The organism is Bacillus sp. ISL-41 (genome assembly GCF_018613235.1).
GTDB lineage: Bacteria > Bacillota > Bacilli > Bacillales > Cytobacillaceae > Mesobacillus.
The window spans coordinates 16,689-40,401 of record NZ_JAGGQP010000009.1 but is presented as its reverse complement, the minus strand read 5'-3'; the positions used below and the strand labels follow the sequence as shown (position 1 = coordinate 40,401).

General features: G+C 43.9%; 23 protein-coding genes and 1 riboswitch. Of the genes, 10 read left to right on the top strand and 13 right to left on the bottom strand.

The features are described 5' to 3' along the window. Nucleotides 1-405: 405 nt before the first annotated feature. The 6 genes from J7I80_RS04400 to J7I80_RS04375 all read right to left on the bottom strand — a co-directional run bounded on the left by J7I80_RS04400 (nt 406) and on the right by J7I80_RS04375 (nt 4,187). A complete protein-coding gene (locus J7I80_RS04400; RefSeq protein WP_251027589.1) occupies nt 406-951 on the bottom strand; it encodes a 2-oxoacid:ferredoxin oxidoreductase subunit gamma family protein in 546 nt (181 codons plus the stop codon). Then, nucleotides 951-1,703, bottom strand: coding sequence for a thiamine pyrophosphate-dependent enzyme (locus J7I80_RS04395; protein ID WP_214736176.1), 753 nt, complete (start codon nt 1,701-1,703; stop codon nt 951-953). The genes J7I80_RS04400 and J7I80_RS04395 overlap by 1 nt, the downstream gene beginning before the upstream one ends. Nucleotides 1,704-1,705: 2 nt before the next feature. Beyond that, complete coding sequence (locus tag J7I80_RS04390) at nt 1,706-2,770, bottom strand: 3-methyl-2-oxobutanoate dehydrogenase subunit VorB (protein ID WP_214736175.1); 1,065 nt, start codon at nt 2,768-2,770, stop codon at nt 1,706-1,708. A 16-nt stretch (nt 2,771-2,786) separates the two neighbouring features. Beyond that, nucleotides 2,787-3,017: a 4Fe-4S binding protein gene (locus J7I80_RS04385; protein WP_031307999.1), complete on the bottom strand. Its 231-nt coding sequence runs from the start codon at nt 3,015-3,017 to the stop codon at nt 2,787-2,789. A gap of 14 nt (nt 3,018-3,031) precedes the next feature. Further along, nucleotides 3,032-3,709: a nucleotide-binding protein gene (locus J7I80_RS04380; protein ID WP_214736173.1), complete on the bottom strand. Its 678-nt coding sequence runs from the start codon at nt 3,707-3,709 to the stop codon at nt 3,032-3,034. A 157-nt stretch (nt 3,710-3,866) separates the two neighbouring features. Further along, nucleotides 3,867-4,187: a hypothetical protein gene (locus J7I80_RS04375; RefSeq protein WP_192473513.1), complete on the bottom strand. Its 321-nt coding sequence runs from the start codon at nt 4,185-4,187 to the stop codon at nt 3,867-3,869. A gap of 421 nt (nt 4,188-4,608) precedes the next feature. Then, nucleotides 4,609-4,710: riboswitch (purine riboswitch) on the top strand. Between the two features lie 97 nt (nt 4,711-4,807). Here J7I80_RS04375 and J7I80_RS04370 point away from each other — a divergent pair. The 7 genes from J7I80_RS04370 to J7I80_RS04340 all read left to right on the top strand — a co-directional run bounded on the left by J7I80_RS04370 (nt 4,808) and on the right by J7I80_RS04340 (nt 13,598). Continuing rightward, the gene (locus J7I80_RS04370; protein ID WP_214736172.1) at nt 4,808-6,100 is read left to right on the top strand and encodes an NCS2 family permease; all 1,293 of its coding nucleotides are present in this window, start codon (nt 4,808-4,810) and stop codon (nt 6,098-6,100) included. A 348-nt stretch (nt 6,101-6,448) separates the two neighbouring features. Further along, nucleotides 6,449-7,501, top strand: coding sequence for a rhodanese-like domain-containing protein (locus tag J7I80_RS04365; protein ID WP_214736171.1), 1,053 nt, complete (start codon nt 6,449-6,451; stop codon nt 7,499-7,501). A gap of 29 nt (nt 7,502-7,530) precedes the next feature. Beyond that, complete coding sequence (srrA, locus tag J7I80_RS04360) at nt 7,531-9,741, top strand: respiratory selenite reductase catalytic subunit SrrA (protein WP_214736170.1); 2,211 nt, start codon at nt 7,531-7,533, stop codon at nt 9,739-9,741. A 1-nt stretch (nt 9,742) separates the two neighbouring features. Then, entirely contained in the window at nt 9,743-10,282 is a 540-nt protein-coding gene (gene srrB / locus J7I80_RS04355) for a respiratory selenite reductase subunit SrrB (protein ID WP_214736169.1), read from the top strand. A 15-nt stretch (nt 10,283-10,297) separates the two neighbouring features. After that, on the top strand, nt 10,298-11,446 hold the full coding sequence (nrfD, locus tag J7I80_RS04350) for an NrfD/PsrC family molybdoenzyme membrane anchor subunit (RefSeq protein WP_214736168.1): 1,149 nt from the start codon (nt 10,298-10,300) through the stop codon (nt 11,444-11,446). Between the two features lie 264 nt (nt 11,447-11,710). After that, nucleotides 11,711-12,334: a molecular chaperone TorD family protein gene (locus J7I80_RS04345; RefSeq protein ID WP_251027590.1), complete on the top strand. Its 624-nt coding sequence runs from the start codon at nt 11,711-11,713 to the stop codon at nt 12,332-12,334. Beyond that, nucleotides 12,315-13,598 (top strand): rhodanese-like domain-containing protein, encoded by a 1,284-nt coding sequence (locus J7I80_RS04340; protein WP_353050081.1) that lies wholly within the window; start codon nt 12,315-12,317, stop codon nt 13,596-13,598. Before J7I80_RS04345 ends, J7I80_RS04340 begins: the two co-directional genes overlap by 20 nt. 166 nt (nt 13,599-13,764) lie before the next feature. Here J7I80_RS04340 and J7I80_RS04335 read toward each other — a convergent pair whose 3' ends face one another. Then, nucleotides 13,765-14,673, bottom strand: coding sequence for a Gfo/Idh/MocA family protein (locus J7I80_RS04335; RefSeq protein WP_214736165.1), 909 nt, complete (start codon nt 14,671-14,673; stop codon nt 13,765-13,767). 287 nt (nt 14,674-14,960) lie between these two features. After that, nucleotides 14,961-15,806, bottom strand: a complete 846-nt coding sequence (locus tag J7I80_RS04330) for a DegV family protein (protein WP_214736164.1) — start codon at nt 15,804-15,806, stop codon at nt 14,961-14,963. A 204-nt stretch (nt 15,807-16,010) separates the two neighbouring features. On the opposite strand from J7I80_RS04330, the gene J7I80_RS04325 reads away from it, so the two are divergent. Next, nucleotides 16,011-16,679: a hypothetical protein gene (locus J7I80_RS04325; RefSeq protein ID WP_214736163.1), complete on the top strand. Its 669-nt coding sequence runs from the start codon at nt 16,011-16,013 to the stop codon at nt 16,677-16,679. Between the two features lie 12 nt (nt 16,680-16,691). Here J7I80_RS04325 and J7I80_RS04320 read toward each other — a convergent pair whose 3' ends face one another. Then, on the bottom strand, nt 16,692-16,919 hold the full coding sequence (locus tag J7I80_RS04320; protein ID WP_214736162.1) for a thioredoxin family protein: 228 nt from the start codon (nt 16,917-16,919) through the stop codon (nt 16,692-16,694). 757 nt (nt 16,920-17,676) lie between these two features. On the opposite strand from J7I80_RS04320, the gene J7I80_RS04315 reads away from it, so the two are divergent. Continuing rightward, nucleotides 17,677-18,507: an aldo/keto reductase gene (locus J7I80_RS04315; protein WP_214736161.1), complete on the top strand. Its 831-nt coding sequence runs from the start codon at nt 17,677-17,679 to the stop codon at nt 18,505-18,507. A 166-nt stretch (nt 18,508-18,673) separates the two neighbouring features. Further along, nucleotides 18,674-19,639: an NAD(P)H-dependent flavin oxidoreductase gene (locus J7I80_RS04310; RefSeq protein WP_251027588.1), complete on the top strand. Its 966-nt coding sequence runs from the start codon at nt 18,674-18,676 to the stop codon at nt 19,637-19,639. Between the two features lie 41 nt (nt 19,640-19,680). Here J7I80_RS04310 and J7I80_RS04305 read toward each other — a convergent pair whose 3' ends face one another. From J7I80_RS04305 to J7I80_RS04290, 4 genes are all read right to left on the bottom strand, one after another. Next, nucleotides 19,681-20,436: an NRDE family protein gene (locus J7I80_RS04305; RefSeq protein ID WP_214736160.1), complete on the bottom strand. Its 756-nt coding sequence runs from the start codon at nt 20,434-20,436 to the stop codon at nt 19,681-19,683. 86 nt (nt 20,437-20,522) lie between these two features. Beyond that, the gene (locus J7I80_RS04300) at nt 20,523-21,737 is read right to left on the bottom strand and encodes a NupC/NupG family nucleoside CNT transporter (protein ID WP_214736159.1); all 1,215 of its coding nucleotides are present in this window, start codon (nt 21,735-21,737) and stop codon (nt 20,523-20,525) included. Nucleotides 21,738-22,015: 278 nt separating this feature from the next. Next, nucleotides 22,016-22,954, bottom strand: a complete 939-nt coding sequence (locus J7I80_RS04295) for a DNA-binding transcriptional repressor DeoR (protein ID WP_214736158.1) — start codon at nt 22,952-22,954, stop codon at nt 22,016-22,018. Nucleotides 22,955-23,155: 201 nt separating this feature from the next. Then, nucleotides 23,156-23,695, bottom strand: a complete 540-nt coding sequence (locus J7I80_RS04290) for a TetR/AcrR family transcriptional regulator (RefSeq protein ID WP_251027587.1) — start codon at nt 23,693-23,695, stop codon at nt 23,156-23,158. Between the last annotated feature and the right edge of the window lie 18 nt (nt 23,696-23,713).

The window sequence follows — 23,713 nt, the reverse complement described above, 5'->3', positions numbered from 1 at the left end:
TGCGTTGATTTTAGAGCTTTTGAAATAAGGAATTTTATCCTTTAATAAGAAGAAAAAAACGCTGCCAGAAGAACTGGCAGCGCTTTTCGATTCAGGCTTGACGCTTTTTTCGGAATTAGTTACTTTTCGTGTCTCCATCACCGCTATGGATGACGCTTTTTTCGGGTTTGGCTCCTTTTCGTGTCTCCATCACCGATATGGATGACGCTTTTTTTTTATGATCGCCCCCTTTTCATGTCTCCATCATTGGAAAAGCAAAACAAAAAAACCAGCCAGCAATTCAATGCTGACTGGGTTCCAACACACATTTATTCAACCGTAACAGATTTAGCCAGGTTACGTTTACTTCGCTATACGGGCTTCTGCATACTATTAAATAATGATCCCCATATGCCCGATTCTGCCTTAGGGCGCGGTTGCCTTAGTCAACGATCGTCCAAGCTCAAGTGCCCGGCGATTAATATCCAATAGAGAATGTTTTTCCGGAGAAAGGACCTTTTTCAATGCTTCCAATATAGAGTCATCAGACAGTGTGCCCGTTTCCTCAAGGAAAGCTCCAAGCAGGATCATGTTTGCTACCTTTGGATTGCCGAGCTCATTGGCCTTGTCGGTTGCATCGATATTTAAAACTCTTATATCGGTCCTGGCTGATACTTTTGAAATCAAAGATGAGTTTACAACTAATAACCCCCCGGCCCTGACCATCGGTTCAAATTTTTCATATGAAGGGTTATTCAGCACAATCGCTGTTGTCGGTCTTGAAACTAGTGGTGAACCTACCTGTTCCCCGCTGACCACCACTGCACAGTTGGCAGTTCCGCCCCGCTGCTCAGGCCCGTAGGAAGGCAGCCATGATACAAACTTCCCTTCCTTCATACCGGCATAAGCAATCAACTGGCCCATCGACATGACTCCCTGGCCGCCAAAGCCGGCAATCAAAATTTCCTCCATCAGCGAACATCCCCCTTCTGTGAATCCTTATACACGCCAAGAGGATAGGCAGGCACCATATTGTCCTTGATCCAATCCAGCGATTCATTTGGATCAAGGCCCCAGTTCGTCGGACAGCTGGAGAGGACCTCGACCATGGAGAAACCCGTTCCCTGCTTCTGTGTTTCAAATGCTTTGCGAATCGCTTTTTTCGCTTTGATGATGTTCGGTACATCATGCGTTGATACCCGTTCAATATAGGCTGTTCCATCCAGTGTTGACAGCATTTCGCTCACTCGGATCGGCAATCCCTGGATGCTTCCATCCCGTCCGAATGGGGTCGTCGCCGTTTTCTGGCCAACCAATGTAGTAGGTGCCATTTGCCCACCTGTCATGCCATAAATCGCATTATTCACAAAAATGACGGTAATGTTTTCACCTCTTGCAGCGGCATGGACAGCCTCAGCAATCCCAATCGAAGCAAGGTCGCCATCTCCCTGGTAGGTAAAAACGAAGCGGTCAGGAAGTACTCGCTTGATTCCTGTTGCAACAGCAGGGGCCCGCCCATGGGCTGCCTGGGTCATATCACAATTGAAATATTCATAAGACAGCACAGAGCATCCGACCGAAGCGACTCCAACTGTCTCTTCAAGGATGCCCATTTCTTCGAGCACTTCGCCTACCATCCTGTGGATGATTCCGTGCGTACAGCCGGGACAATAATGGGTCTGGTTATCAGTCAATCCAGTCGTTTTCTCGAATACGGTTTTCATTGTCATACCTCCACACCCCCAGCCAGTTTGACAATTTGATCGTAAATTTCTTCCTGTGTAGGGACCACCCCGCCAGTACGGCCAAAAAATGAAACCAGTGCCCGGCCCTCTACGGCAAGTCTAACGTCCTCAACCATCTGCCCTGCGCTCATCTCGACAGAAAGGTAACCCTTCACCCCATCACGTGTTTCAATAAACGGCTGCTCAGGGAATGGCCAGAGCGTGATCGGCCGGATCATCCCGATTTTCAGCCCTTCTTTCCGCGCTTTATTAATTGCATTCATGGCAATCCTTGCTGCTGTTCCGTAAGCAGTTACAATATAATCGGCATCTTCAATCTCAAACGTTTCATATCTGACTTCATTTTGTTTAATCAAGGCAAACTTTTTCTGTAAAAGTTCATTCCGCTTTTCAAGCGCATCGGCATTCAATTCCAGCGAGGAAATAATTCTCGGTTTGCCGTCACCGCGGGTACCTGTCGTTGCCCATTCCTTCTGTTCCGGCTCCCTTTCATTCAACTCCTTGAACTCAACCGGTTCCATCATCTGTCCGAGCATGCCGTCCCCAAGCAGGATGACTGGCGTCCGATAGCGGTCAGCAATATCAAATGCCGCTTCTGTAAGGTCAATGATTTCCTGCAGCGTTGACGGAGCCAGCACAGGCGTATGATAATCACCATGGCCTCCCCCTTTTGTCACCTGGAAATAGTCCGACTGCGCCGGCTGGATATTTCCGAGCCCTGGCCCTCCGCGGACGACATTCACAATCAGGGCTGGCAGTTCTGCGCCAACCAGGTATGAGATTCCTTCCTGCTTCAAACTGAATCCGGGACTTGATGATGATGTCATTACACGCACACCGGTTCCGGCCGCTCCATACACCATATTGATTGCTGCTACTTCACTTTCCGCCTGTAAAAATAACCCGCCAACCTCGGGCAGCCTTCTGGCCATATAGGCAACGAGCTCACTCTGCGGCGTGATCGGATAGCCGAAAAAATACTTGCAGCCCGCATGGACAGCAGCTTCTGCGATAACCTCGTTACCCTTCATTAGTACTTTCCCCATTGTCAAATCTCCTTTGCTATACAGATTTCCTTACCTTTTCTGGCCTATAGACAGTGATTACCGAATCCGGACACATTTGCGCACACTTGCCACAGCTGATGCAATTTTCCTGGTCTGTCACAACCGCAGGCCGGTAGCCTTTTTCATTCAAGTAATCAGCAAGATAAATCACATTTGTCGGACAAGCATTCACGCACAGCTTGCATGATTTGCAAGTCTCCTCGTTAAAAACAACTCTCTGCTCCACCGCTTTTGCCTCCTCTACATTTCCCATGGCAATTTTAAATACCTCGAAATCACTTTTACTTGGGACTCCCTCTCAATTCCAGCACTTTCAGCTGATAAATGCTGCGGTACCACCGTGTACAACAAAGGAATCCCCAGCGAATCGGATAGCTTCTTACTTAATGTCAATCCTCTTTCCACATCCTGAAGTGTCGTCTCAGATCCTACATTTGAGTTATTGATGATTCCTGTGATCTTCAGCCGGGAGGCACCTTCGATTTTCTGCAATGTCTCAACTGCCCCCTCGAGAGTACTGACATATGGACGGTTTGCATTTAAAATAAACAGCACCTCGGGCTTCATCTCATTCCAATCGTTGTAAAATTGCCCTAATGCCGTCGCTCCATCTTTGTCTCCCCCAGCATCGACAATCAGCTTATATGCAGCGTCGTATATCACCCTGCCCATATCGCCAGGAACAATCGGTAAATCAGCGGCTGCAAGCCTTTCAGCTGGTGCGATAAGTTCTATTCCATGTTGGTCAAAAATATCCCGGGCGTCCCTCGCGCGGTAGTATGGATTAACAATGTCCAGATCTGCAACTGCCGTCCTGGCATTTGTTTTCCTTGCCTCTAAAGCCAGGTTAATGGATATCTCTGTTTTACCGCTGCCAAAATGGCCGGTAATGATGGTGATGTCCGCACCTTTCTTCACCGGTCCCCACCCCCCTCGTTGAAAGCGTTTTCATTTTATGACATCTTCATTATATAAATTTCCCCTATGCTTCTCTTTGATAAAAGTCACGTTTTTCGCAAAAAATACTGTTCATCTACTCAAAAAGGAGTTCCCCGAAAGAACTCCTTTTTAATTATTATATAGCGAAGCTAAGAATCACTTTTTGCGGCATGTCCTGTTCTTCATAAACATCTTTTCTTAATCTCTCACAAGAAGGCATCTCATATGAAAAATCTTCCACTGCTTCAGGGATCAGTCCATCTGCCTTCAGTGCATTAAAAACTTTTTGCATTGCGTCATCTGTATCCAGGCAATCTTCAGAACCTTCATATTTAAAACAATCAACGCATGTTTCCACGATATTTGCATCAATCTGTTCCTGTATAAATACTAATTTTGCGCCAGCCATCTTTTCAACTTCACGATTTTCCAATTCAATAATCGTTGTTACATTCATTATTGGCACCTCCATTTGGATTACACTATCATTATAGTAAGTTAATATCCAAACAGGGGTGTTTTATCATTTAGTTCATTTATTATTCACATATTCTCGTCAAAAAGTTGTCAAAAACTCCTTAACAAAGGGATTTTTGATACCCATACAGGGATTTTAACATTTCAGGACTATAACGCGGTGATTTCACCTAAATCCCAATACTGCTCCAAGCTTCCTGTGTATTCTAGCATGGTGATTTCCGCGAAAAATAGGGTCGATTCCGTGAAACTTGAGCTTAATTCCGCGACTTGGAAAATCGTAAACATTTATACCATCTAACTTCCAGTAACATCCCAATAATCAGAAAAAAACAAATAGATAAACTTTATGAATTGCAATTGACCTTGCCATGAATCACGTGATACTATCTCTAGTATTATTTAAATCTATAATCTTTCCTTGTATATGTTCGAGAATATGGCTCGGACGTTTCTACCATGCTACCGTAAAAGGCGTGACTACAAGGGACTTTGATATTTGCTATCTCTTTTGGCATCTATTTGTCCCTTGTGGTACTCCGGCAGCATAAAACTGCCGGAGTTTTTTTATTATAACTACCAACCAGGAGGACAGCACATATGAAAAACTTTTTCCAATTCGCAGAACGAAATACAAATTATAGGCAAGAAACCCTGGCCGGCATTACGACGTTCTTGTCGATGGCCTACATTCTTGTGGTCAATCCTTTAATCCTTAGCCAGGCAGGCATGGATAAAGGAGCTGTTTTTACAGCTACAGCACTCTCGGCGATTATCGGCTCGCTGCTGATTGGCCTGCTGGCTAATTTCCCGATTGGAATCGCTCCAAGCATGGGCTTGAATTCATTTTTCACATTTACCGTCAGCATCGGGATGGGAGTCAAATGGGAAGTCGCCCTTACAGGTGTGTTCATTGCGGGTGTCCTGTTCGTCATCCTCAGTCTTTTAAAGATCCGCGAAAAAATCATTAATGTAATCCCACAGGATCTCAAGCATGCAATCGCTGCGGGCATCGGCTTCTTCGTCGCCTTCATCGGGTTGAAAAATGCGGGAATCATCGTTGGTAGCGAAGCGACCTTTGTCTCAATCGGCAACCTGACATCGGGCCCTGTCCTGCTTGCGCTTTTCGGCTTCATCGTCAGTGTCATCATGATGGTCCGAGGGATCAGTGGCGGCATCTTTTATGGAATGGTGATTGCAACAATCGTTGGCATATTCACTGGCTTGATTGAAAAACCAACAGCAATCGTCGGTTCGATCCCAGACATCTCACCAACTTTTGGTGTCGTCTTCAATCATCTGGGAGATATATTTTCCCCAGATGTCCTTGCCGTCATTTTCACCTTCTTGTTTGTTGCTTTCTTTGATACTGCTGGAGCACTGATTGCGGTCGCCAGCCAGGCTGGTCTAATAAAGGATAATAAGATTCCCAACGCAGGACGTGCACTTCTTGCGGACGCAGGGTCGGCTGTTGCTGGAGCTGTACTTGGCACATCCACAACTGCGTCATTTGTTGAATCATCTGCAGGCATCGCGGTCGGCGGGCGCACCGGTTTCACTTCCGTGATCATTGCTGCTTGCTTCGGCGTGGCGATGCTCTTCTCTCCGATCCTTTCAGTCATCACACCGGAAGTTACCGCTCCGGCACTTATCATTGTCGGTGCGTTGATGGCAACAGAAATCAGTAAAATCAATTGGAACAATCTTGCAGTGATTATCCCTTCATTCGTAACAATCATCATGATGCCACTCACTTTCAGTGTCGCAACAGGAATCGCCCTTGGGTTCATTCTATATCCATTGATGATGCTTGGCATGGGCAAGTTTAGGGAAGTCCATCCAATTATGTATGTTTTGGGTTTCTTGTTTGTTGGTTATTTTATATATGTTTAATAAGTCTCAAGTCCGCACTTTCAGTTGCGGACTTTTTTCTTTCATCGAGAATTCTCCACGCAAAATTCATGATTGTGTTTTAAGTGTAAAATGTGCGAAAAATTCAAAATATTAATAGGTGAATCCCCTCACTTCTTCTTTCATACTCGAAAATAGTAACTGAATTTCCACAGCAATAGACTTACCCCAGATGGTAAAAATAACTTAAGCGCTTAATTTTTTTTTGCAACACATAAAACCCATAGGAGTATAGGCATCAACGTAGATGGAGGTGTACATTCTTTCAGTTTTTTTCTATTCCAAATCAATATTTTGGCGGCAGATCCCGCCAGCAGAGAGGTGAGAGCTTTGAAGCTGTTTGGAAAAAAAACATTAATTTTATTGGCCGGCACAATGCTGGCTTTCACTGGTGGCTGTGGTACTCAGGAAAGTTCAACTGCACCCCAGCCAAAAGTAAATGGACAAAGTGAGCAGCTCAATGTTTTTTCAGTCGTACAGCAAGCTGCTGATGCTTATCTGAAAAAACCAGCAGAGTCTTTTGCTGCTGAAGAAATTTTTGAAAAAATGATCTTGAATTACGACCCGTCATACTTCATTGTCGATGTCCGCGATACTGCTGCATTTGCTGCCGGACATATCGAAGGTTCTGTCAATATTCCTTATAATATGACAGCTAACCCAAACCAGATTGCTAATCTGCCAAAGGACAAAAAGATCCTTGTCATTTGCTACAGCGGCCATACTGCAAGTCAGACAGCAGCGCTGTGGAATATGCTTGGCTATGACGCAGTTCCAATGGTAAATGGAATGGGAGGCTGGACTAGCGATGCGAATTTGGGGACACCGCTTCCTCAGAAACCATTTGATTTCCCAGTAGAAACAACAGAAACAATATCCGGGAAATATGATCTCCCAGCTCCTGCAAGCAAGCAATACACTGATGAAACAGCTGCTATCTTAGGAAGTGCCGATGATTATCTGAAATCAGGTATTCCACCGATCATGAAACCCGTGGATATTCAGGATTCCATCAAGAATAAGTCGAATGGACTCTTGCTGGTTGACCTAAGGCCAGCCAAAGAATATGCTGCAGGCCATTTACCCGGGTCGATCAATATCGCCTTTGAATCACTTGCAGAACTTGAACAGTTAAAGAAATTGTCTCCGGAAAAAAAGATTGTTCTCATCGACCATGATGGCACTATATCCAGTAAAGCAGCAAGGATTCTCAATATGCTTGGATATGAAGCCTATGCCATGAAAGATGGCATGAGAGTATGGACATCTAATGAAGTTATCAATGGTATCCAACCGATTTCCAACATTAAGGTTAAGAATTATCCAGTGAAACAGCTGAACACAAAACTCGAGACAGAAACTGGAGCCGCCAGCTGCGGTTAACAGCTTATGAGAGAAAGGAGTATGAAGTGATGACAAATTTATCGCGCCGTACGTTTTTAAAAGCTTCAGCAACGGTTGTCGCAGCAGGTTCGGTTCCAGCCTATTTCAGCTTCAACGACTATAAGAAAGCTGCAACCGAAGAAAGCGTGAAGAAGATCCCGACCTTCTGCCATGGCTGCACAAGTTACTGTGGAATCATCGCCCATGTGAAAAACGACCGGGTCTGGAAGGTCGAAGGTCACCCCATCCACTTGAAATCAAGCGGCAGGATCTGCGCCCGCGGACATGGAATGGCAGCTTATCTTTACTCTAAAGACAGGGTGACAGGCCCGATGAAGCGGGTTGGTGAAGGGAAATTCGAACCAATCAGCTGGAACCAGGCATTCAAGGAAATCGGCGAAAAGCTTGATAGCATCGTTAAGCAGTATACCGGTAATTCTGTGTTATGGCTGGAACACGGCACACATCGGAAATCATATGTCGACCGCTTGTTTGACACCATCGGCTCGCCTAACTTCACGACACAGTATTCCACTTGCTTCAACGCTAAAACAAATGCATGGCTGCAAATGACCGGCACCTCCCTTAACGGTGACCATAAAAATGCTAAATACATGATTTTTGAAGGAAGGAATTTCGCCGGCGGAATCATCCCGAATGGCATGAACCACATCACCCATGCAAAGGAAAAGGGTGCCAAATTGATCGTCATCGATCCACGGTATTCAGAGATTGCGAAGATTGCAGATGAATGGATTCCCATCAGGCCGGGAACGGACCTTGCTTTCAGGCTTGCGATGGCAAATGTATTAATCTCAGAAAATCTCTACAATAAGACATTTGTCCAAAAATTCGTGGATGGCTTCAGCGAATTCAAACGCATGAACAAGGAATACTCCCCTGAATGGGCAGAACCAATTACGGGAATAAAAGCCGATAAAATCAGGGAAATTGCCAGAGACTTTGCTAAACATGCACCGCAGGCCTTTATTGAGCCAGGCTGGCATGGACTGCATTCCCATTATGTTAACAGTACGCAAACGGCCCAAATGGGAATCATCCTAAATGCACTTGTCGGCAACTTCTATGAAAAGGGCGGCTTGATGCCTTCTGCCAGCCTCCAGCTGGGACATCTCGACTTGCCAGCTATCGAAAATATGCCTGAAAAAGGCGCTCGCATTGACGGGGCTGGAGTAACTGGAAAGTACCGGACAGTCGAACCTTCAAGGGGAATCGCCCATATTACGCCACAACTTGTACAACAAGGACTTGCTAAAGCTGTATTCATTTGTAACTATAACCCTCTCAGGACTGCACCGGATCCTAAAGAACAAAAAAAGATCAAGGATGCAGAGCTGGTAGTTTCCATTAACATCGACTGGAATGAAACAAGCTACTATGCGGCTGATTATATACTGCCTGAGCATTATTATCTGGAAAGATTGGAGCATCCTCAGGCTGTATCCGGACATATTTCGCATGATAGCCCCCAGCTTGCCCTTCGCCAGCCTGTCGTCAACCCGATGTATGACACAAGGAACACGCTTGACATGCTGAAGGGAATTGCCGATGCAATGGGCCATAAGGATTTGTACCCTTTTACAATTGAAGAAGAAGTAGAAGCAGCAATTGCTCCGCTCGGCATTACATTCGGCCAGCTGAAAAAAGCAGGGACATTAGAATTCCCGGCAACCGTCAAACCAGGATTCCCAATGAAAAAAGGCAAACCGGCACTGCCTACGCTAACCGGTAAAATCCAATTTTCTGCTGACCTGTTCAAGATTGACGGAAAACTTGGAATTCCTGTCTGGGTTCCTCCGCTTGTTGAGCCGGATCCAAATAAAGACCATGAATTCCGCTTGATTCATGGAAAGCAGCCATGGCATTCTCATGCCATGACAACAAATATCGAACAACTGATGAAGCTATCAGAGAAGTATCAGGGAACCTATATGTGGCTCAATGCTTCAAGAGCCAGGAAGCTTGGCATCAAGACCGGAGATACAGTGATAGTCCAATCCAAGATCGCCAAGAAAAAGGTGCAGGTAAAAGTAACCGAGTTTCTTCATCCGGAAGCTGTATGGCTCCCTTCCACATATGGCGGATTTTCACCTAAGAACAGGACGGCGAACGGAGTCGGCGTGAACTTTAATGATTTTATCCCAATCATGGTAGACCCTCTATCAGGCTCGACAATGGCCCAAGAGGTTGTCGTGACCGTGGCAAAGGAGGGCAACTAGGATGGCAAAATACGGCCTTTTGGTATTTCCGGAACGCTGTACGGGCTGTAACGCGTGCAACATTGCCTGTGCATCGCACAATCAGCTTAGTAAGGATGTTTCCTATAACCGACTTGAATTTTTGGAGACTGGAACTTATCCGAATGTAAAAATGGAGATTTTACCAGTACAGTGCCAGCATTGCGACAATGCTCCATGTGTTTCTGTCTGCCCAACCCAGGCAACTTACAAACGCGAGGATGGAATCGTCGAAATTGACGCTGACAAATGTATCGGCTGCAAATATTGCATGGCTGCCTGCCCTTATGAAGCAAGACAGCTGAATGAAAAACGCCTGCCGGAAAAATGCAGGTGGTGTCCTGAAATGCTTGAAAAAGGCGAACAGCCTGCCTGCTCGGCGACCTGCATGAACGAGGTCCGGCTGTTCGGAGACCTGGAGGATCCAAACAGCCAGCTGAATCTGGAGCTGGCAAAACATGAAGTCTATCAATTGCTTGAAGCTAAAGGCACGAAGCCAAGCATCTTCTATGTTAAAAAATAACCGGAGGTGAATCTCGTGAAAATCAATAAATGGAGTATTCTGTCAGCAGCCTTCATTCTCTTCGGCCTGGCGGGAGCAGCCAATATTTTTATCCATGGTGAACATGCCATGGGAACCACAAATAAGATTCCATGGGGAATCCTGATCGCCGGGTATGAATACTTTGTCGGAATCAGCACTGGACTGCTGCTGGTCGCAGCATTGGGATATATTTTCCATGTAAAAGCCATTATCCCAATCGGCAAATTATTGCTGATGTTTGCCATCTTTTCCCTGGTCAGCGGTTTTGCGATTTTATTGGTGGAGTTAGGCAATCCGCTTAACTTCATCCATTATTTCCTGACACCTAACTTTACCTCGCCAATTTGGTGGATGGCACCATTATACGGGATCTATTTAATGCTGCTGGTTTCCTTAACAGTGTTTGTCGTTCGCGGCAATCAGTCTTTGATCAGGCCTTTTGCCATCATGACCGCTGCTTCTGCCTTAGTCGCTCTGGTTTGCATTGGGTTCCTGTTTGGTTTCATCATTGCACGTCCGTACTGGAACGGCCCGATATCACCGCTTTACTTCATTCTGACTTCCGTATTTTCAGGAATCGCAATGGCTTCTATCAGCGCCTATCTGCATGAAAAACAGAAAAAGAGTGAGAACCTTGAAACAGTTAAGTTCCTCAGGACACTTAGCTTGTCGATGATGGGAGTCATGGTCATCATCTACATCGGCAAGACTTTCGTCGGGCTCTACGGACAGGTGCCGGGTAAATATGAATCACTGCTCGCTTTGCTGACAGGACCTTTAAGTTTTAACTATTGGGTATTGGAAATATCGCTGGCCGTTGGCATACCTTTTGTGCTAATCGTTTCAGCCCAAAAGCTTACATCCATGAAACTAGGGCTTGCCGGTCTGCTGTCCCTGACAGGAATTTTCTTCATGCGTTTCAATATGGTAATAGCCGGACAGGTTACTCCATTGAAAGTCGTCAAAAATCCAGCTGAAAAAACCGCCTTCAATCTTTTCAGTATAACCTGGTCTGAATGGGCCCTGATAATTGGCGGAATCGGCATCATGGCATTACTGTACCTGCAGCGTGAATTATTGGAGCGAATCCTCAACCACAAACCAGCAACAGAGCTGAAAAGGCACGGGGATGTAACCTCGTAGAAAAAGGCTGTTTTTGTAAAGATTGTTGTTAAAATCCTAAAGCCGATTTTAACGTGATAAAAATCCATTTTGTAGTTCGGTATTAAGTGTGCAAGCTCTTTTCTCATAATAAGCTTTAATTTTGTGAAGAAACATAAGTCATTCACTCCTATTTTGTAGTCAATAGCAACAAAGTTTGAGAAAAGAGCCTAGAAAAGAAAAGCGCAAGCGCCTTGTCCAGCGCTGGAGCTGGACAAACGGAAAGGGGCTGATCACTTGTTCACCATGACTGAAGAAAAGCGGCGACTGTCCAATGCGCTTTTGCTGCTGGCAGAATTTTATAAGCCGCCGACCACTGAACTCTATCAAGCTTTGAAGAGTGGAGTAGCTTTGGAAGAGCTGACACCATTTGTAAAAACGGAAGAAACCTATGAAAATGCTTTTTCTTCCATTGAAAATATGAAACAAACCTATATTCATTGTTTTCTAGGTCCTTCCGAGCCTTTCGCACCGCCGATTGAATCACTCTACAAACAATGGACCGATGATCCCACTGCGGCTGTTTCATTTGCAAGACAGACAGGATTTTTCTACGGAGACCCTGCACTGCATATCCAGTACCTGTTCCGGCAATTCAAGCTTGAGTTTCCTGAAGAATATCGGGCAATGCCAGACCATTTAACCCTACTGCTTGAGTTTCTCGCTTTCTTGCTCGAACATGGGACATCGGATCAGATTCAATCATTTATCTCGGACCATTTCGATTGGCTTGACGATTTCATCCTGGAATTGAAAAAGTCGGATACAAGCTTGTTCTATATATCTATTACACAAATAGTGAACCAGCTTGTCCACTCCTCTGCACTTGGATACAGGAGTGAACAACTTGGTGAAGAAAGGAGTGAATAGTTTCATGGTAAAGAAAACTATACTGGCAGGTTTGATATTTACCGTCGGAATAGCCATTGCCGGTTGCGGTACTGGCGGAGATTCAGCCAAAACGGTCTCGAATGCAGCTGCAGATTTTAACCAGAAGGCAGACCTTTCAATCTATAAGGTTGGCGATGAAGCTGTACCCGAAAAAAAATCCGTGCCACTGAAGGAGAACCTATCTTACGTTGGAACTGAATATATGATGAGATTAAAAGCTTCCGCCGGAGAGGTAAGCGCCGCGAGGAAAGCTTACGAGCAATATCCATCGGAATGGGACTTTGTCATCGTCGATTCCCGTCCTGAAGCCGTTTTCCATGAAGGACATATCAATGGAGCAATCAATATTCCAGATTCACAGTTTGACCAATTTGCCTCCCTGCTTCCAGAAGATAAAAATAAGCTTCTTATATTTTACTGCGGCGGAGTCACCTGTGAATTGAGCAGCAGTTCAGCTCAAAAAGCAATGAAGCTAGGCTATAAAAATATTAAAGTTTACCAGGAAGGACTGCCAGAATGGAAAAAAGCAGGCAATTACCTGGCTGTTACCGCTCCGTATATTAAGGGGCTGATCATGGATGCCAATGTATCAAGGGATGATAAGCCGCCTTTCGTCATCCTTGACGCCAGGCCGTATAAGGTGTATTTCGAGTCACATATCCCCAATGCGGTCTTTGCAGATGATACACTGTTCGCGCAGAAGTATCTGGGAACAGCACCTGCAGATAAAGCAACTGAAGTGATCGTCTATTGCGGCGGATTCGGCTGCCATAAAAGCCATGCTGTCGCTGAAGAACTTCTGAAAAATGGCTATTCGAATGTCAAAGTCTATTCGGGAGGACTTCCTGACTGGTCTGCCCAATCCTTGCCAACATTCGGCACTGCCAATTCTGGCGGAAGCTTTGACGTAGCCGAAGGCCAGGTTAACCGCGGAATCAATCCAGAGGAATTCATGAACAAAATCAATGCCGGGGCCTTCATCCTTGACGTCCGTTCGAAGGATGAAACCAAGGTCGGTGTTCTCAAGGGATCTCTGAATATCCCTGACAGTGTGATCCTGGCCGACCCGGCCGCTATCGCAAGCCAGCTTCCGAAAGATAAGAATGCCGTCATCGTCATTCACTGTGCATCTGGCGCCAGGGCAGCTGGTGTTATAAATAAGATTGCTGATCTGGGATATGCCAATACCTTCTATTTGAATAACGCTATCCAAATATCTGCAGACGGCAAACCATCCTTTTAAAAGCGCACGGCCTCTAGCTGATCAAAGCTGATGCTTATCGCAAAATACTCAAGGAGGAAAACTTGCTAGCCGCTGGAGCTGGACATTAATCTAACTACAAACAAGTTTATACTTTCTTAACTGGAACCTAAACCCCGGTACAATTCGTGCACCGGGGTTTTTAGCATTAAAGTATCTCTAATTCTTTCACAATTTTTTCGCAGATTTGATGCGTTTCCAGGGAATCCTTTGCCGTTATTAAAGGTGATTGATTGCTGCTGACCGCCTGCAGGAAATCAAATACAATTTGCTCAAAGCCGCGCTTGTGGAGTGTCGGCTCCCAATCACTTCCACCCAGCCTTGTTTCAATCCTGTTTTCCTGGACTAAAAGGTCAGAGACATTCAAGGCAGTCCGTTTCTCATTTGATTGGAATATCTCCACCTTTTCTTCAACAACGCCGCTGTCACGGTTCATGATCCCGATTGCGATTCCCTCTTCCGCCTGGAGCTGGATTACAACATGATGCAAGAACGCACCACTTTTCTTTCCGGTCACGTTGACCTGCTTGATTTGATAGGGAAATAAGAATCTTAGTGTATCGACAACATGAATGAAATCATCGAGAATGAAGTGACGTATTTCTCCGGGCAATGCCTTCCGGTTTTTCTGCATGATCACCATATTTGGTTCTTTCAACTCAGTCAGCTTTTTATACACCGGAGCATATCTCCGGTTAAATCCAGTCATCAATATCAAGCCTTTTTCCTCAGCCAGCTCTGTCAGTTCCATTGCTTTTTCATACTCATAGGCAATAGGCTTATCGACATACACATGTATACCAGCCAGCAGCAATTGTTTCACAATTTCATGATGTGATTCCGTGGCACTATGTACAAAAGCACCTTTTATACCACTTTCAATGAGTTCATCCAGACTTTGATGAATCTTTGAAAACCTATACTTAGCACCAATGGTTTTCAGCTTGGCAAGATCTCGCGTATAAAGATGGAACTCAATATCTCCCTTTTCTGCAAAAACAGGCAGATAGGCTTTTTGGGCAATATCCCCTAACCCAATGACACCAATTTTCACCATGATGATCCCCCCACCAATTTTTAGTTCAAGTGTACACATGATTCTGGGCAATAAAAAGAAATCAGCCCTGAACCGGCTGATTTCCTTGATTTTTTTATCAGGCTCTTTTCGTAAGCTTTGTTTCTTTCACAACTAAAAATAAAACCGGCACCTGGGTTTTTACGAGTATTAAAGAAAACTTAATTCAGAAGTCTCCTCGAAAAGAGCCCCGGCACCTTTTTTTAGCGACATTCTAGAACAAGTACGAAAAGCAAAGATCATGTGAAACAGCCTTTTATTTTGCCCGACTATTCATTAATCCAGGCAAGCCCGATTGTTCCCTGCCCTGTATGTGTACCGGCCACTGGACTGAAAGTGGTTGTTGTAAATGATATTTCTGGGAAACGTTGTTGAAGTTCGGCACGCCAAGTCTCAGCCAAGTCCTTTACATTTCCATGAATGACACTGGCTTCCTTAATATTGCTTGATGCTTCTTCAAGAATTTGAAACAGGCGCTCTTTGACCTTTTTTTCAGTCCTGATTTTATCAAAAAGAACTACCTTGCCATCATCAAACCTGACAATCAGCTTTAATTTAATCAAGCTGCCGATGATCACCTGAGTGGTCGATAAACGACCGCCCTTATGCAGCTGCTCCAAACTTCCCGGTGCCATGTATAAATTGGCCTTATCAGGAAGCGTTTTTAAATAGGAAACAATTTCTGTATACGACTTGCCTTGCTTTTGAAGTTCAACCCCTTTTTCAACCATGCGCCCTAGTGGGTAGGAACCTATTTTAGAGTCTATGACATCGACTTTGAAATCGACCATGCTTGAAGCTGCGACGGACGATTGAAAAGTACCTGTCAGAGCGCTCGAAGCGTGAATCGCAATCGCATGCTTATACTGCTCTTTAAGCTTCTGGTACAGTTCCACAAACTCCCCGATCGCAGGCTGGGATGTTTTCGGAAGGACCTTTGATGCGGCCAGCTTTGGATAGAAATCCTCGGCAGTGATATCTACCCCTTCCAAATAAGACTCCTCACCAAAAATAATACTTAAAGGCACAACGTATATATGGTTATTTTTTATGAATTCTTCAGTAAGTCCAGATGTACTGTCGGTTACCCATGCAATGTCATTTAATGTAGTCATGATTTCTCCTGTTCTTGTCAAAAATATCGATGAATATGCTTACATTTCCCATGATATATGAAGAAGCCTTATAAGACTATTAGTAATTTTTAAGAATACGATTTATTTGTTAAAAACAATGTAAAAGTTAATAACATGGACACATGTTTCTCATCCAGTTTTGAGGGAACAATGGTAACACACCTGAAGGGAGGAAAGTGGCTCATGGACCCTTATATCTACGGTTTATATTCCCTCGTATACTTGTTTTTATTCCTATGGGGATTAAAATTGTCCATCAAGTATGGATTTTTTTCATGGTTGAATGTTCTTTTGCTCGTTACATTTGGCCTGGTATATGACAATCTCGTGCTCGCAATGGGGAGCACAATTGGAAAAGGCTCCTTTTTAGAAGGCTTGAATGTTATGCGCTACTGGTTTCACGCATTCTTTACTCCATTGTTGATTTTATTTTCCTGGGAAGCGGTCAGAGAGACAGGAATCCGTTGGCTGAAGGGACGTACAGGACTTATCATGGCAGGTATCTTTACTTTGTCCATGATGATTGCAGAACTTGTCCAAAATACCATCGGACTTAATCTTGAGCCCGCCAGGAAGTATGGAGTACTAAGCTATGAATCCGCCGGATCACATGGCCCCCCAATTATGATTATTGGTGTTACCCTTGCGTTACTGCTTGCCGGGATTATCCTCTGGAAAAAGCTGAAGTGGAAATGGATGGCTGTCGGTGTCATTTTGATGGGTATAGGCAGTGCCGTGAAGATTCAAATTGAGAGTGATGCGGTCACGAACGGCTTCGAACTAATTTTACTGATATCATTATGGGCAACTAAAGCTTTCCTTGAAAAAAATACAGACCAGGCCACAAGATAAGGCCTGATCTGTTTAAAATAAGCTCTTCACTTCCTGTGCCGATAACTGCTTTCCCGCAGAAACAACTTTTTCATCAATGACCAAAGCCGGAGTACCTTTCACCTTATACTTTTCGATTTCCCTATTATCTTCCACCCTTTCAACTACCGCCGCGACCCCCGCTTCATTCACAGCAACATTGATGCTGTCCATAAGACTTTTGCACTTATCGCAGCCAGGACTCAACACTTTAATGATCATTTCCTTCGTCTCCTTTTCCATTTTCGCATTTTTAATTACCTTTATATCTTAAATGTACCCTCATTTTGAATATAAAAGTCATTTTTCCTATCGCTTTTTTTACTCTTAACTGATTGGGTTACCGACAGAGCTGGAAATCCTGATTACTGCTTTCTACATTAGACAGGATTGAAGATAGTAGGCTCAAAGCTGTCATGATTCTCTCGGTATTCTGACAGCCTTGCTGGTCACTGGGACAAACCTGTCATGATTCCCCCGTTTTTTTGACAGCTTTGCTGGTCACTGAACTAAAGCTGTCATGATTCCTTCGTTTTTTTGACAGCTTTGCTGGTCACTGAACTAAAGTTGTCATGATTCCTTCGTTTTTTTGACAGCTTTGCTGGTGAATGGCCCAAACCTGTCACGATTCTCTCGTTATTCTGACAGCTTTGCTGGTCACTGAACCAAACCTGTCACGATTCTCTCGTTATTCTGACAGCTTTGCTGGTCACTGAACTAAACCTGTCATGATTCCTCCGTTTTTCTGACAGCTTTGCTGATGAATAGCCCCAACCTGTCACGATTCTCTCGTTATTCTGACAGCTTTTCTGGTGAATGGCCCAAACCTGTCATGATTCCTTTTTTTCAGACACCTTTTCGAGAGCATGGTCAAAGCTGTCTTAAAAAAAACTTTTACCTCATGAAAGCCAATTGCTTTTTAGCAATTAAAAAATATGAGAAAATAACTGTGATTTGAATTGATAAGGAGGCGCACGATATGCCACAAAATCTCCAGGATACAACAACATTACATAATGGTGTCAAGATGCCATGGTTTGGCCTTGGTGTGTTCAAGGTCCAGGAAGGGTCTGAAGTTGTAGAATCTGTTAAAGCAGCGCTTAGAAATGGCTACAAGAGTATTGATACTGCTGCAGTCTACAGGAATGAGGAGGGCGTCGGACAGGCAATCAAGGAAGCTGGTGTCCCGCGTGAAGAGTTGTTTATCACGACGAAGGTCTGGAATTCGGACCAGGGTTATGAGTCAACGCTCCAGGCTTTCGAGACGAGCATGGAAAAACTCGGGCTCGATTATCTGGACCTTTACCTGATTCACTGGCCGGTTGCCGGCAAATATAAAGAAACATGGAAAGCACTAGAGCAGCTTTATAAGGATGGCCGGGTCCGCGCCATTGGCGTAAGCAACTTCCATGTTCACCATCTTAAAGATTTGATGGCTGATTCTGAAATCAAACCAATGGTCAACCAGGTTGAATACCATCCACACTTAGCGCAGACGGAGCTGCTTGAATTCTGTAAAGCCGAGGGTATCCAAATGGAAGCCTGGTCTCCTTTAAAGCAGGGAGAGCTTTTGTCAGATCCTACTATCGTCGAAATTGCAGAAAAGCATCAAAAGTCACCTGCACAAGTGATCTTGCGCTGGGACTTGCAGAACGAAGTAGTTACGATTCCGAAATCGATTAAGGAAAACCGTATTATCGAAAATGCAGATATCTTTGATTTTGAGCTTTCGGCCCAAGATATGGACCGCCTGAATAGCTTAAATAAGAATGAGCGTGTAGGACCAGATCCGGATAATTTCGATTTTTAATTAAATATCGCATTAGACGCAGATTAAGATTCTGCGTCTTTTTTTCGCCCCAAAACTAATACCAAATATTTATACCTAAATATAGTATCAGGTGCTAAAAATCACATCTTTTTATAATCGTTCATGTTAAACTGCAAAAGAATAAATTCAGAAAGGGGTTTTTAGCATGGATTTCCCGAAGCTTAAAATTGGCCATATGGCTCCAAGAGTCCCGATTATGCAAGGTGGAATGGGGGTAGGTATCTCGCTTAGCGGATTGGCCTCTGCAGTTGCAAACGCTGGAGGGATTGGCATCATATCCGGAACAGGGATTGCGGTAGAAGAGATGGTGCTGCATATCCGAAAAGCCAGGGAGCTAACTCAGGGCAATGGGTACATTGGTGTAAACGTCCTGTTTGCGATGAACGATTTTGCTGAGAAAATGAAAGCCGCGTTGGATGAAAAAGTTGATTTCATTATTTCTGGAGCAGGGATCTCAAGAGATATGTATTCCTGGGGAAAGCAAGCAGGCATTCCGGTCATTTCTATTGTATCTTCTGCAAAGTTAGCAAAAATCTCGGAACGCCTGGGTGCTGCAGCTGTGGTAGTTGAAGGATTTGAAGCAGGCGGCCATCTTGGGACTGACAAGCCTCTTTTTGATATACTCCCTGATATTGTTGAGTCTGTGTCCATCCCGGTAATCGCTGCAGGAGGAATCATGACTGGTGCTGATATCGCGAAGGCTTTGTCCCTAGGAGCTTCGGGCGTCCAAATGGGTACAAGGTTTGTAGCCAGTGATGAATGTGACGCTCCGCAAAGTTTCAAGGAAAAATACGTTTCAGCCACTGAAAAAGACACATTGCTTGTAAAAACAACAGTTGGGCTGCACGGTCGTGCCATTGCCAATCATTTCACCAAGCTCATCACCACCTCAGATAAACTCAGGATCAAAAAATGCCGTGATTGCCTGAAAAATTGCTCCTACCAATTTTGCACACTGGACTCCCTGCTCACCTCCGTTTCCGGCGATGTAGAAAATGGCCTGGTTTTCGCTGGCGCAAGGGTAAGTGAAATTAAAGACATATTACCAGTCCGTAAAATCATAGAAAACTTAAGAATAGAATACAACGCAGTTGCTCATAACCTTGCTTAACTAAAAACCAGACAACCGAATCCACGGTTGTCTGGTTTTCTTCACAGCCTTATTATAAATTCCTTGTCCGACACCTGATCTTTTGTATGCACCCGTTCATAAAATTGGATTTCTTTTTCATTCATTAAAATGACGGTGGAACTTCTCGTACCGTATCCTTCACTTTTGATGAACATAGGGGACAATAATCGCTCCCATTCCAGCGACACCCCCGTCGATGGCAGCATATGGTCCGGCGCGGGGTCGGCATTTTTCAAATGCGCAAATAACCGGTCAACCAGATCAGGTTGCCCTTCTGAAATAATGCTGGCAAGTCCCGCCTTCCCCCGTTCTACCTTCGGCCAGTCGCTGTTAAGCAAATGGTTGCTGACCCCATGGACGCCAGCTTCCACTTTTTGCAGCGGGCCTCCACGGTTGGAAAAGTAGTAGAGCTCATCCAAATCCCCTGCTAGAAGATTATAACCAGGATATTCTTCACGGCGATTAGCCAACTCCAGAAAATACGACTGGGTATTGACTGGCCCTTTCAGAAAGTCAGCAACAAGTTCACCTCTTGTTCTTTTCCCGACGGTCGTTTCACTTGGGTCTCGATAATTGGTGAGAGCTGCAAACTTGCCTGATGTTGTAACCCCCATCCAGGTTCCCATTTTTTCAAGATCCCTGCCGGCTAGCACTTCTGGCGCATCTTCCCAAAAATAAGCCGTTGCAGTTTCCCGGGCATATGCTTCATCCCTATTAGCAGCGATAATAAGCTTATACTTCGGATGCACTTTGTAGGCAAATAAAATCAAACACATAAATCATCACAGCTTTCCGTTCTTTTTCCACTATTATAACTCAATGCAAAAAAAGAGAAGGACCAAGTCCCTCTCTTTTCTCATTTTTATAAAAGCATACCTGCCATTGCTGCACTCAATAATGATGCAAGCATACCTGCGATAACAGCTCGTACACCCATGCGAGCGATGTCTCCGCGACGATTTGGAGCAAGGCTTCCAAGACCGCCAAGCAAGATTCCCATTGAAGATACATTTGCGAATCCACAAAGAGCAAAGCTGATGATTGCAACTGTTTTTGCAGATAATTGATCAATTTGCGGTGCAAATGAAGAGTAAGCAACGAATTCATTCAAGATTAACTTTTGGCCAATGAACCCGCCGGCTTTTACAGCTTCATCCCAAGGTACGCCTATAGCGAAAGCGAGTGGCGCGAAAACAAAGCCAAGGATTGTTTCAAGAGTTAAGTTCCCAGCTCCGAAGAATCCACCAACGAATCCAAGAAGCCCATTGATCAAGGCAATCAATGCAATGAAGGCCAGCAACATGGCACCGATATTCAATGCCAACTGAAGACCTGTGCTAGCACCCTTTGCCGCAGCATCGATCACGTTAACTGAATCCGTATCTTTTTCCATCTTCAGTTCATCAGATGACTCAGATTTTTCTGTTTCCGGGATCATGATTTTAGCCATTATCAAACCTGCTGGAGCAGCCATGAAGCTTGCTGCAAGCAAGTATTCTAGCGGAACACCCAATAATGAGTAACCAATCAATACGGAACCTGCAACAGAAGCCAGACCACCAACCATGATTGCAAATAACTCTGACTGAGTCATTTTAGCGATATATGGCTTAACAACAAGCGGTGCTTCTGTCTGGCCTACGAAAATGTTAGCAGCTGCTGAAAGTGATTCAGCCTTGCTCGTGCCCAGCAATTTAGAAAGCGCGCCGCCCAGGATCTTGATAACTACCTGCATGATTCCCAGGTAGTAAAGCACAGATATTAAAGAAGAGAAGAAAATAACAACTGTTAATACTTGGAAAGCAAATACAAAGCCAATATTTTCAGCCTGGAATAATCCTCCGAACAGGAATTGCACACCAGCGTCCGTATAGTTGACGATCTCATTGACACCAAGTGAAAGCTTTTTCAGTAAGAGCTTACCTGTTTCCCATTTCAATACTAAGAACGCGAAAATGAATTGGATTGCCAACCCGCCAAGGATTGTCCTTAAATTGATGGATTTTTTGTTATTCGAGAAAATAAAAGCAATTCCCAAAACGACAGCAATCCCTATCAAACCCCATAAGATATTCATTGTTGACCCACCTCTTGTTGTGATATTTGCTGAAATGTTGTTAACGTTTACAAATGATATGAAAAAAATTTCAATAAAACGTTTACATTTGTTTATCTCAAACTTTCTATAGCAAATATATCAGAAGTTAAGAACTTTTGTAAATAAGTTTTTGAACAAATGTAAAATGAAATTTATCCCTTTTCATCTTTTCGACAAAAATACCCGCAAGGCTTCCTACCTATCGGGTATTTGTTTGTATCTTATGGCTTTCTTATGGCTTTCTTTTTCCTTATCCCTTACTTATCCAACAAAAATTTGGCAGTAAATTGGTCCGTTACAAGCACATTTGTATACTTCCCTTTTAAAGCTCCATAAATACCATCAATTTTATGAGCTCCGCCTGCAACTAATATTGAATACTTCTTCTTCTTTAACTCTTCAAGTTCAATACCTAAAGTTCTAGCATCAAGGTTCTCGTTGCAAACCTTTCCATCTTTATCAAAAAATCGTGAACAAATATCCCCGACAGCTTTTGAATAAATGACTTGCAAATCTTCTTCTGTAAAGTATCCTAACTGGAACAATAAGGATTCAGACTTGATCGGACCGATTGTATAGACCGCAATGTTCGATTGTTTCCCCATTTCCAGGATCTTTTTTATATGCCTGTCCGCCTCCATCGCCTGTTTGACCACGACATGGTCTACAATTGCAGGCAGAGGGAGATGATGCGGTGCGCTGTTGAAGGCCTTGCCGAATAAATATAATATTTCATTCGCGTACGTATTCGTTTCGGAGTGGCTGACTCCTCCCTTCAACTGGACGACCTTTACATTCTTGCACGGTTTCTGCTTCAATTCCAAGGCAACATGATAAAGCGTCGTTCCCCAGGTGACACCGATAATATCATCATGATCAACTACTTCATTTAAAAAGGCTGCTGCTTTCTCACCGAGATATGTTTTTATCACACTGTCTTCATATTGCGGAATATGAGTGACAATTGCCTTTTTTAACCCAAACTTTTGTTCAAGCTGTGCTGACAAATTTTCTACATCCTCAGTAGGGTCCATGATTCTGATATCGACGATACCCTCCTGCTTCGCGATCTGCAGGAACCTTGACACTGTAGGCCTGGAAACTCCCAACTCCCTGGCAATATCATTCTGGTTATAATCAAGTAAATAATAAAGCTTTGCTGCCTCAATTATTTTTAATAATTTTTCTTTTTCCATTCGTTATCACCCTTGGAAATGACTTAAATTCAATACCTTTATTCTAGCAAAAAATCCGAATGAAAACATTTACATTTTCAAAAAGAACAAAATGTTCATAAATAACCAAACCTTTACATATGTTCAGTTCCCTCAGAACACTTAGAAGTTCATTTTATAAAAAGAAAAGGATTGGAGCTAACCCAATCCCTTCCAGAGAAATTATTTAATAATAGCTATCACTGATTGAGCATACTTCCGAACCAGGGCAATCTTTTCTTCCTCGTTTAATAAATGAAAGGGGGTATCATTTTTGAAGATAACCTGGCTGACGAAAATCCCCCCAAGGTGCCTTGCAACAAGACCTGTATCAACTTTTTGACCCATATTCTCAAAATGCAGTGCCAAACCCTTTTCAAGACTTGAAAATATCATGTCAGGTAAATCAACTTCATCATCCAAATTCCCCATCAAGCTTTCGGATATAAGCATTTTAACCATAGGTGCATTTCTGGACAATGTGCCTAATCTATTTTCTATAATCTTTATCAAAAAGGCTTCAGTATCCTCAGTTTTTGCCATTCTGTTAATTTGCGAATCAAATTGTCTTTCCAGAACATTCTTGATAACTGTAATAAACAGGTTTTGCTTATTGGTGAATTTCCGGAACAATGTTACCTCAGCCACTTCTGCTTCCTTTGCAATCTCTTGTGTTGTAGCCTGTAGTCCTTTTTTTATAAAAACCTTCATTGCTGCATTCAAGATTTGTTCCGTTTTGTC

What these genes read in the sequence shown, in the direction of transcription:
- J7I80_RS04390 (WP_214736175.1), bottom strand. Translation starts at nt 2,770, where the DNA reads ATGGGGAAAGTACTAATGAAGGGTAACGAGGTTATCGCAGAAGCTGCT.
- J7I80_RS04320 (WP_214736162.1), bottom strand. Translation starts at nt 16,919, where the DNA reads ATGATCATTAAAGTGTTGAGTCCTGGCTGCGATAAGTGCAAAAGTCTT.
- J7I80_RS04325 (WP_214736163.1), top strand. Translation starts at nt 16,011, where the DNA reads ATGGACCCTTATATCTACGGTTTATATTCCCTCGTATACTTGTTTTTA.
- J7I80_RS04345 (WP_251027590.1), top strand. Translation starts at nt 11,711, where the DNA reads ATGACTGAAGAAAAGCGGCGACTGTCCAATGCGCTTTTGCTGCTGGCA.
- J7I80_RS04295 (WP_214736158.1), bottom strand. Translation starts at nt 22,954, where the DNA reads ATGGAAAAAGAAAAATTATTAAAAATAATTGAGGCAGCAAAGCTTTAT.
- J7I80_RS04310 (WP_251027588.1), top strand. Translation starts at nt 18,674, where the DNA reads ATGGATTTCCCGAAGCTTAAAATTGGCCATATGGCTCCAAGAGTCCCG.
- J7I80_RS04300 (WP_214736159.1), bottom strand. Translation starts at nt 21,737, where the DNA reads ATGAATATCTTATGGGGTTTGATAGGGATTGCTGTCGTTTTGGGAATT.
- J7I80_RS04335 (WP_214736165.1), bottom strand. Translation starts at nt 14,673, where the DNA reads ATGGTGAAAATTGGTGTCATTGGGTTAGGGGATATTGCCCAAAAAGCC.
- J7I80_RS04400 (WP_251027589.1), bottom strand. Translation starts at nt 951, where the DNA reads ATGGAGGAAATTTTGATTGCCGGCTTTGGCGGCCAGGGAGTCATGTCG.
- J7I80_RS04330 (WP_214736164.1), bottom strand. Translation starts at nt 15,806, where the DNA reads ATGACTACATTAAATGACATTGCATGGGTAACCGACAGTACATCTGGA.
- J7I80_RS04375 (WP_192473513.1), bottom strand. Translation starts at nt 4,187, where the DNA reads ATGAATGTAACAACGATTATTGAATTGGAAAATCGTGAAGTTGAAAAG.
- srrA (WP_214736170.1), top strand. Translation starts at nt 7,531, where the DNA reads ATGACAAATTTATCGCGCCGTACGTTTTTAAAAGCTTCAGCAACGGTT.
- srrB (WP_214736169.1), top strand. Translation starts at nt 9,743, where the DNA reads ATGGCAAAATACGGCCTTTTGGTATTTCCGGAACGCTGTACGGGCTGT.
- J7I80_RS04370 (WP_214736172.1), top strand. Translation starts at nt 4,808, where the DNA reads ATGAAAAACTTTTTCCAATTCGCAGAACGAAATACAAATTATAGGCAA.
- J7I80_RS04395 (WP_214736176.1), bottom strand. Translation starts at nt 1,703, where the DNA reads ATGAAAACCGTATTCGAGAAAACGACTGGATTGACTGATAACCAGACC.
- J7I80_RS04305 (WP_214736160.1), bottom strand. Translation starts at nt 20,436, where the DNA reads ATGTGTTTGATTTTATTTGCCTACAAAGTGCATCCGAAGTATAAGCTT.
- J7I80_RS04315 (WP_214736161.1), top strand. Translation starts at nt 17,677, where the DNA reads ATGCCACAAAATCTCCAGGATACAACAACATTACATAATGGTGTCAAG.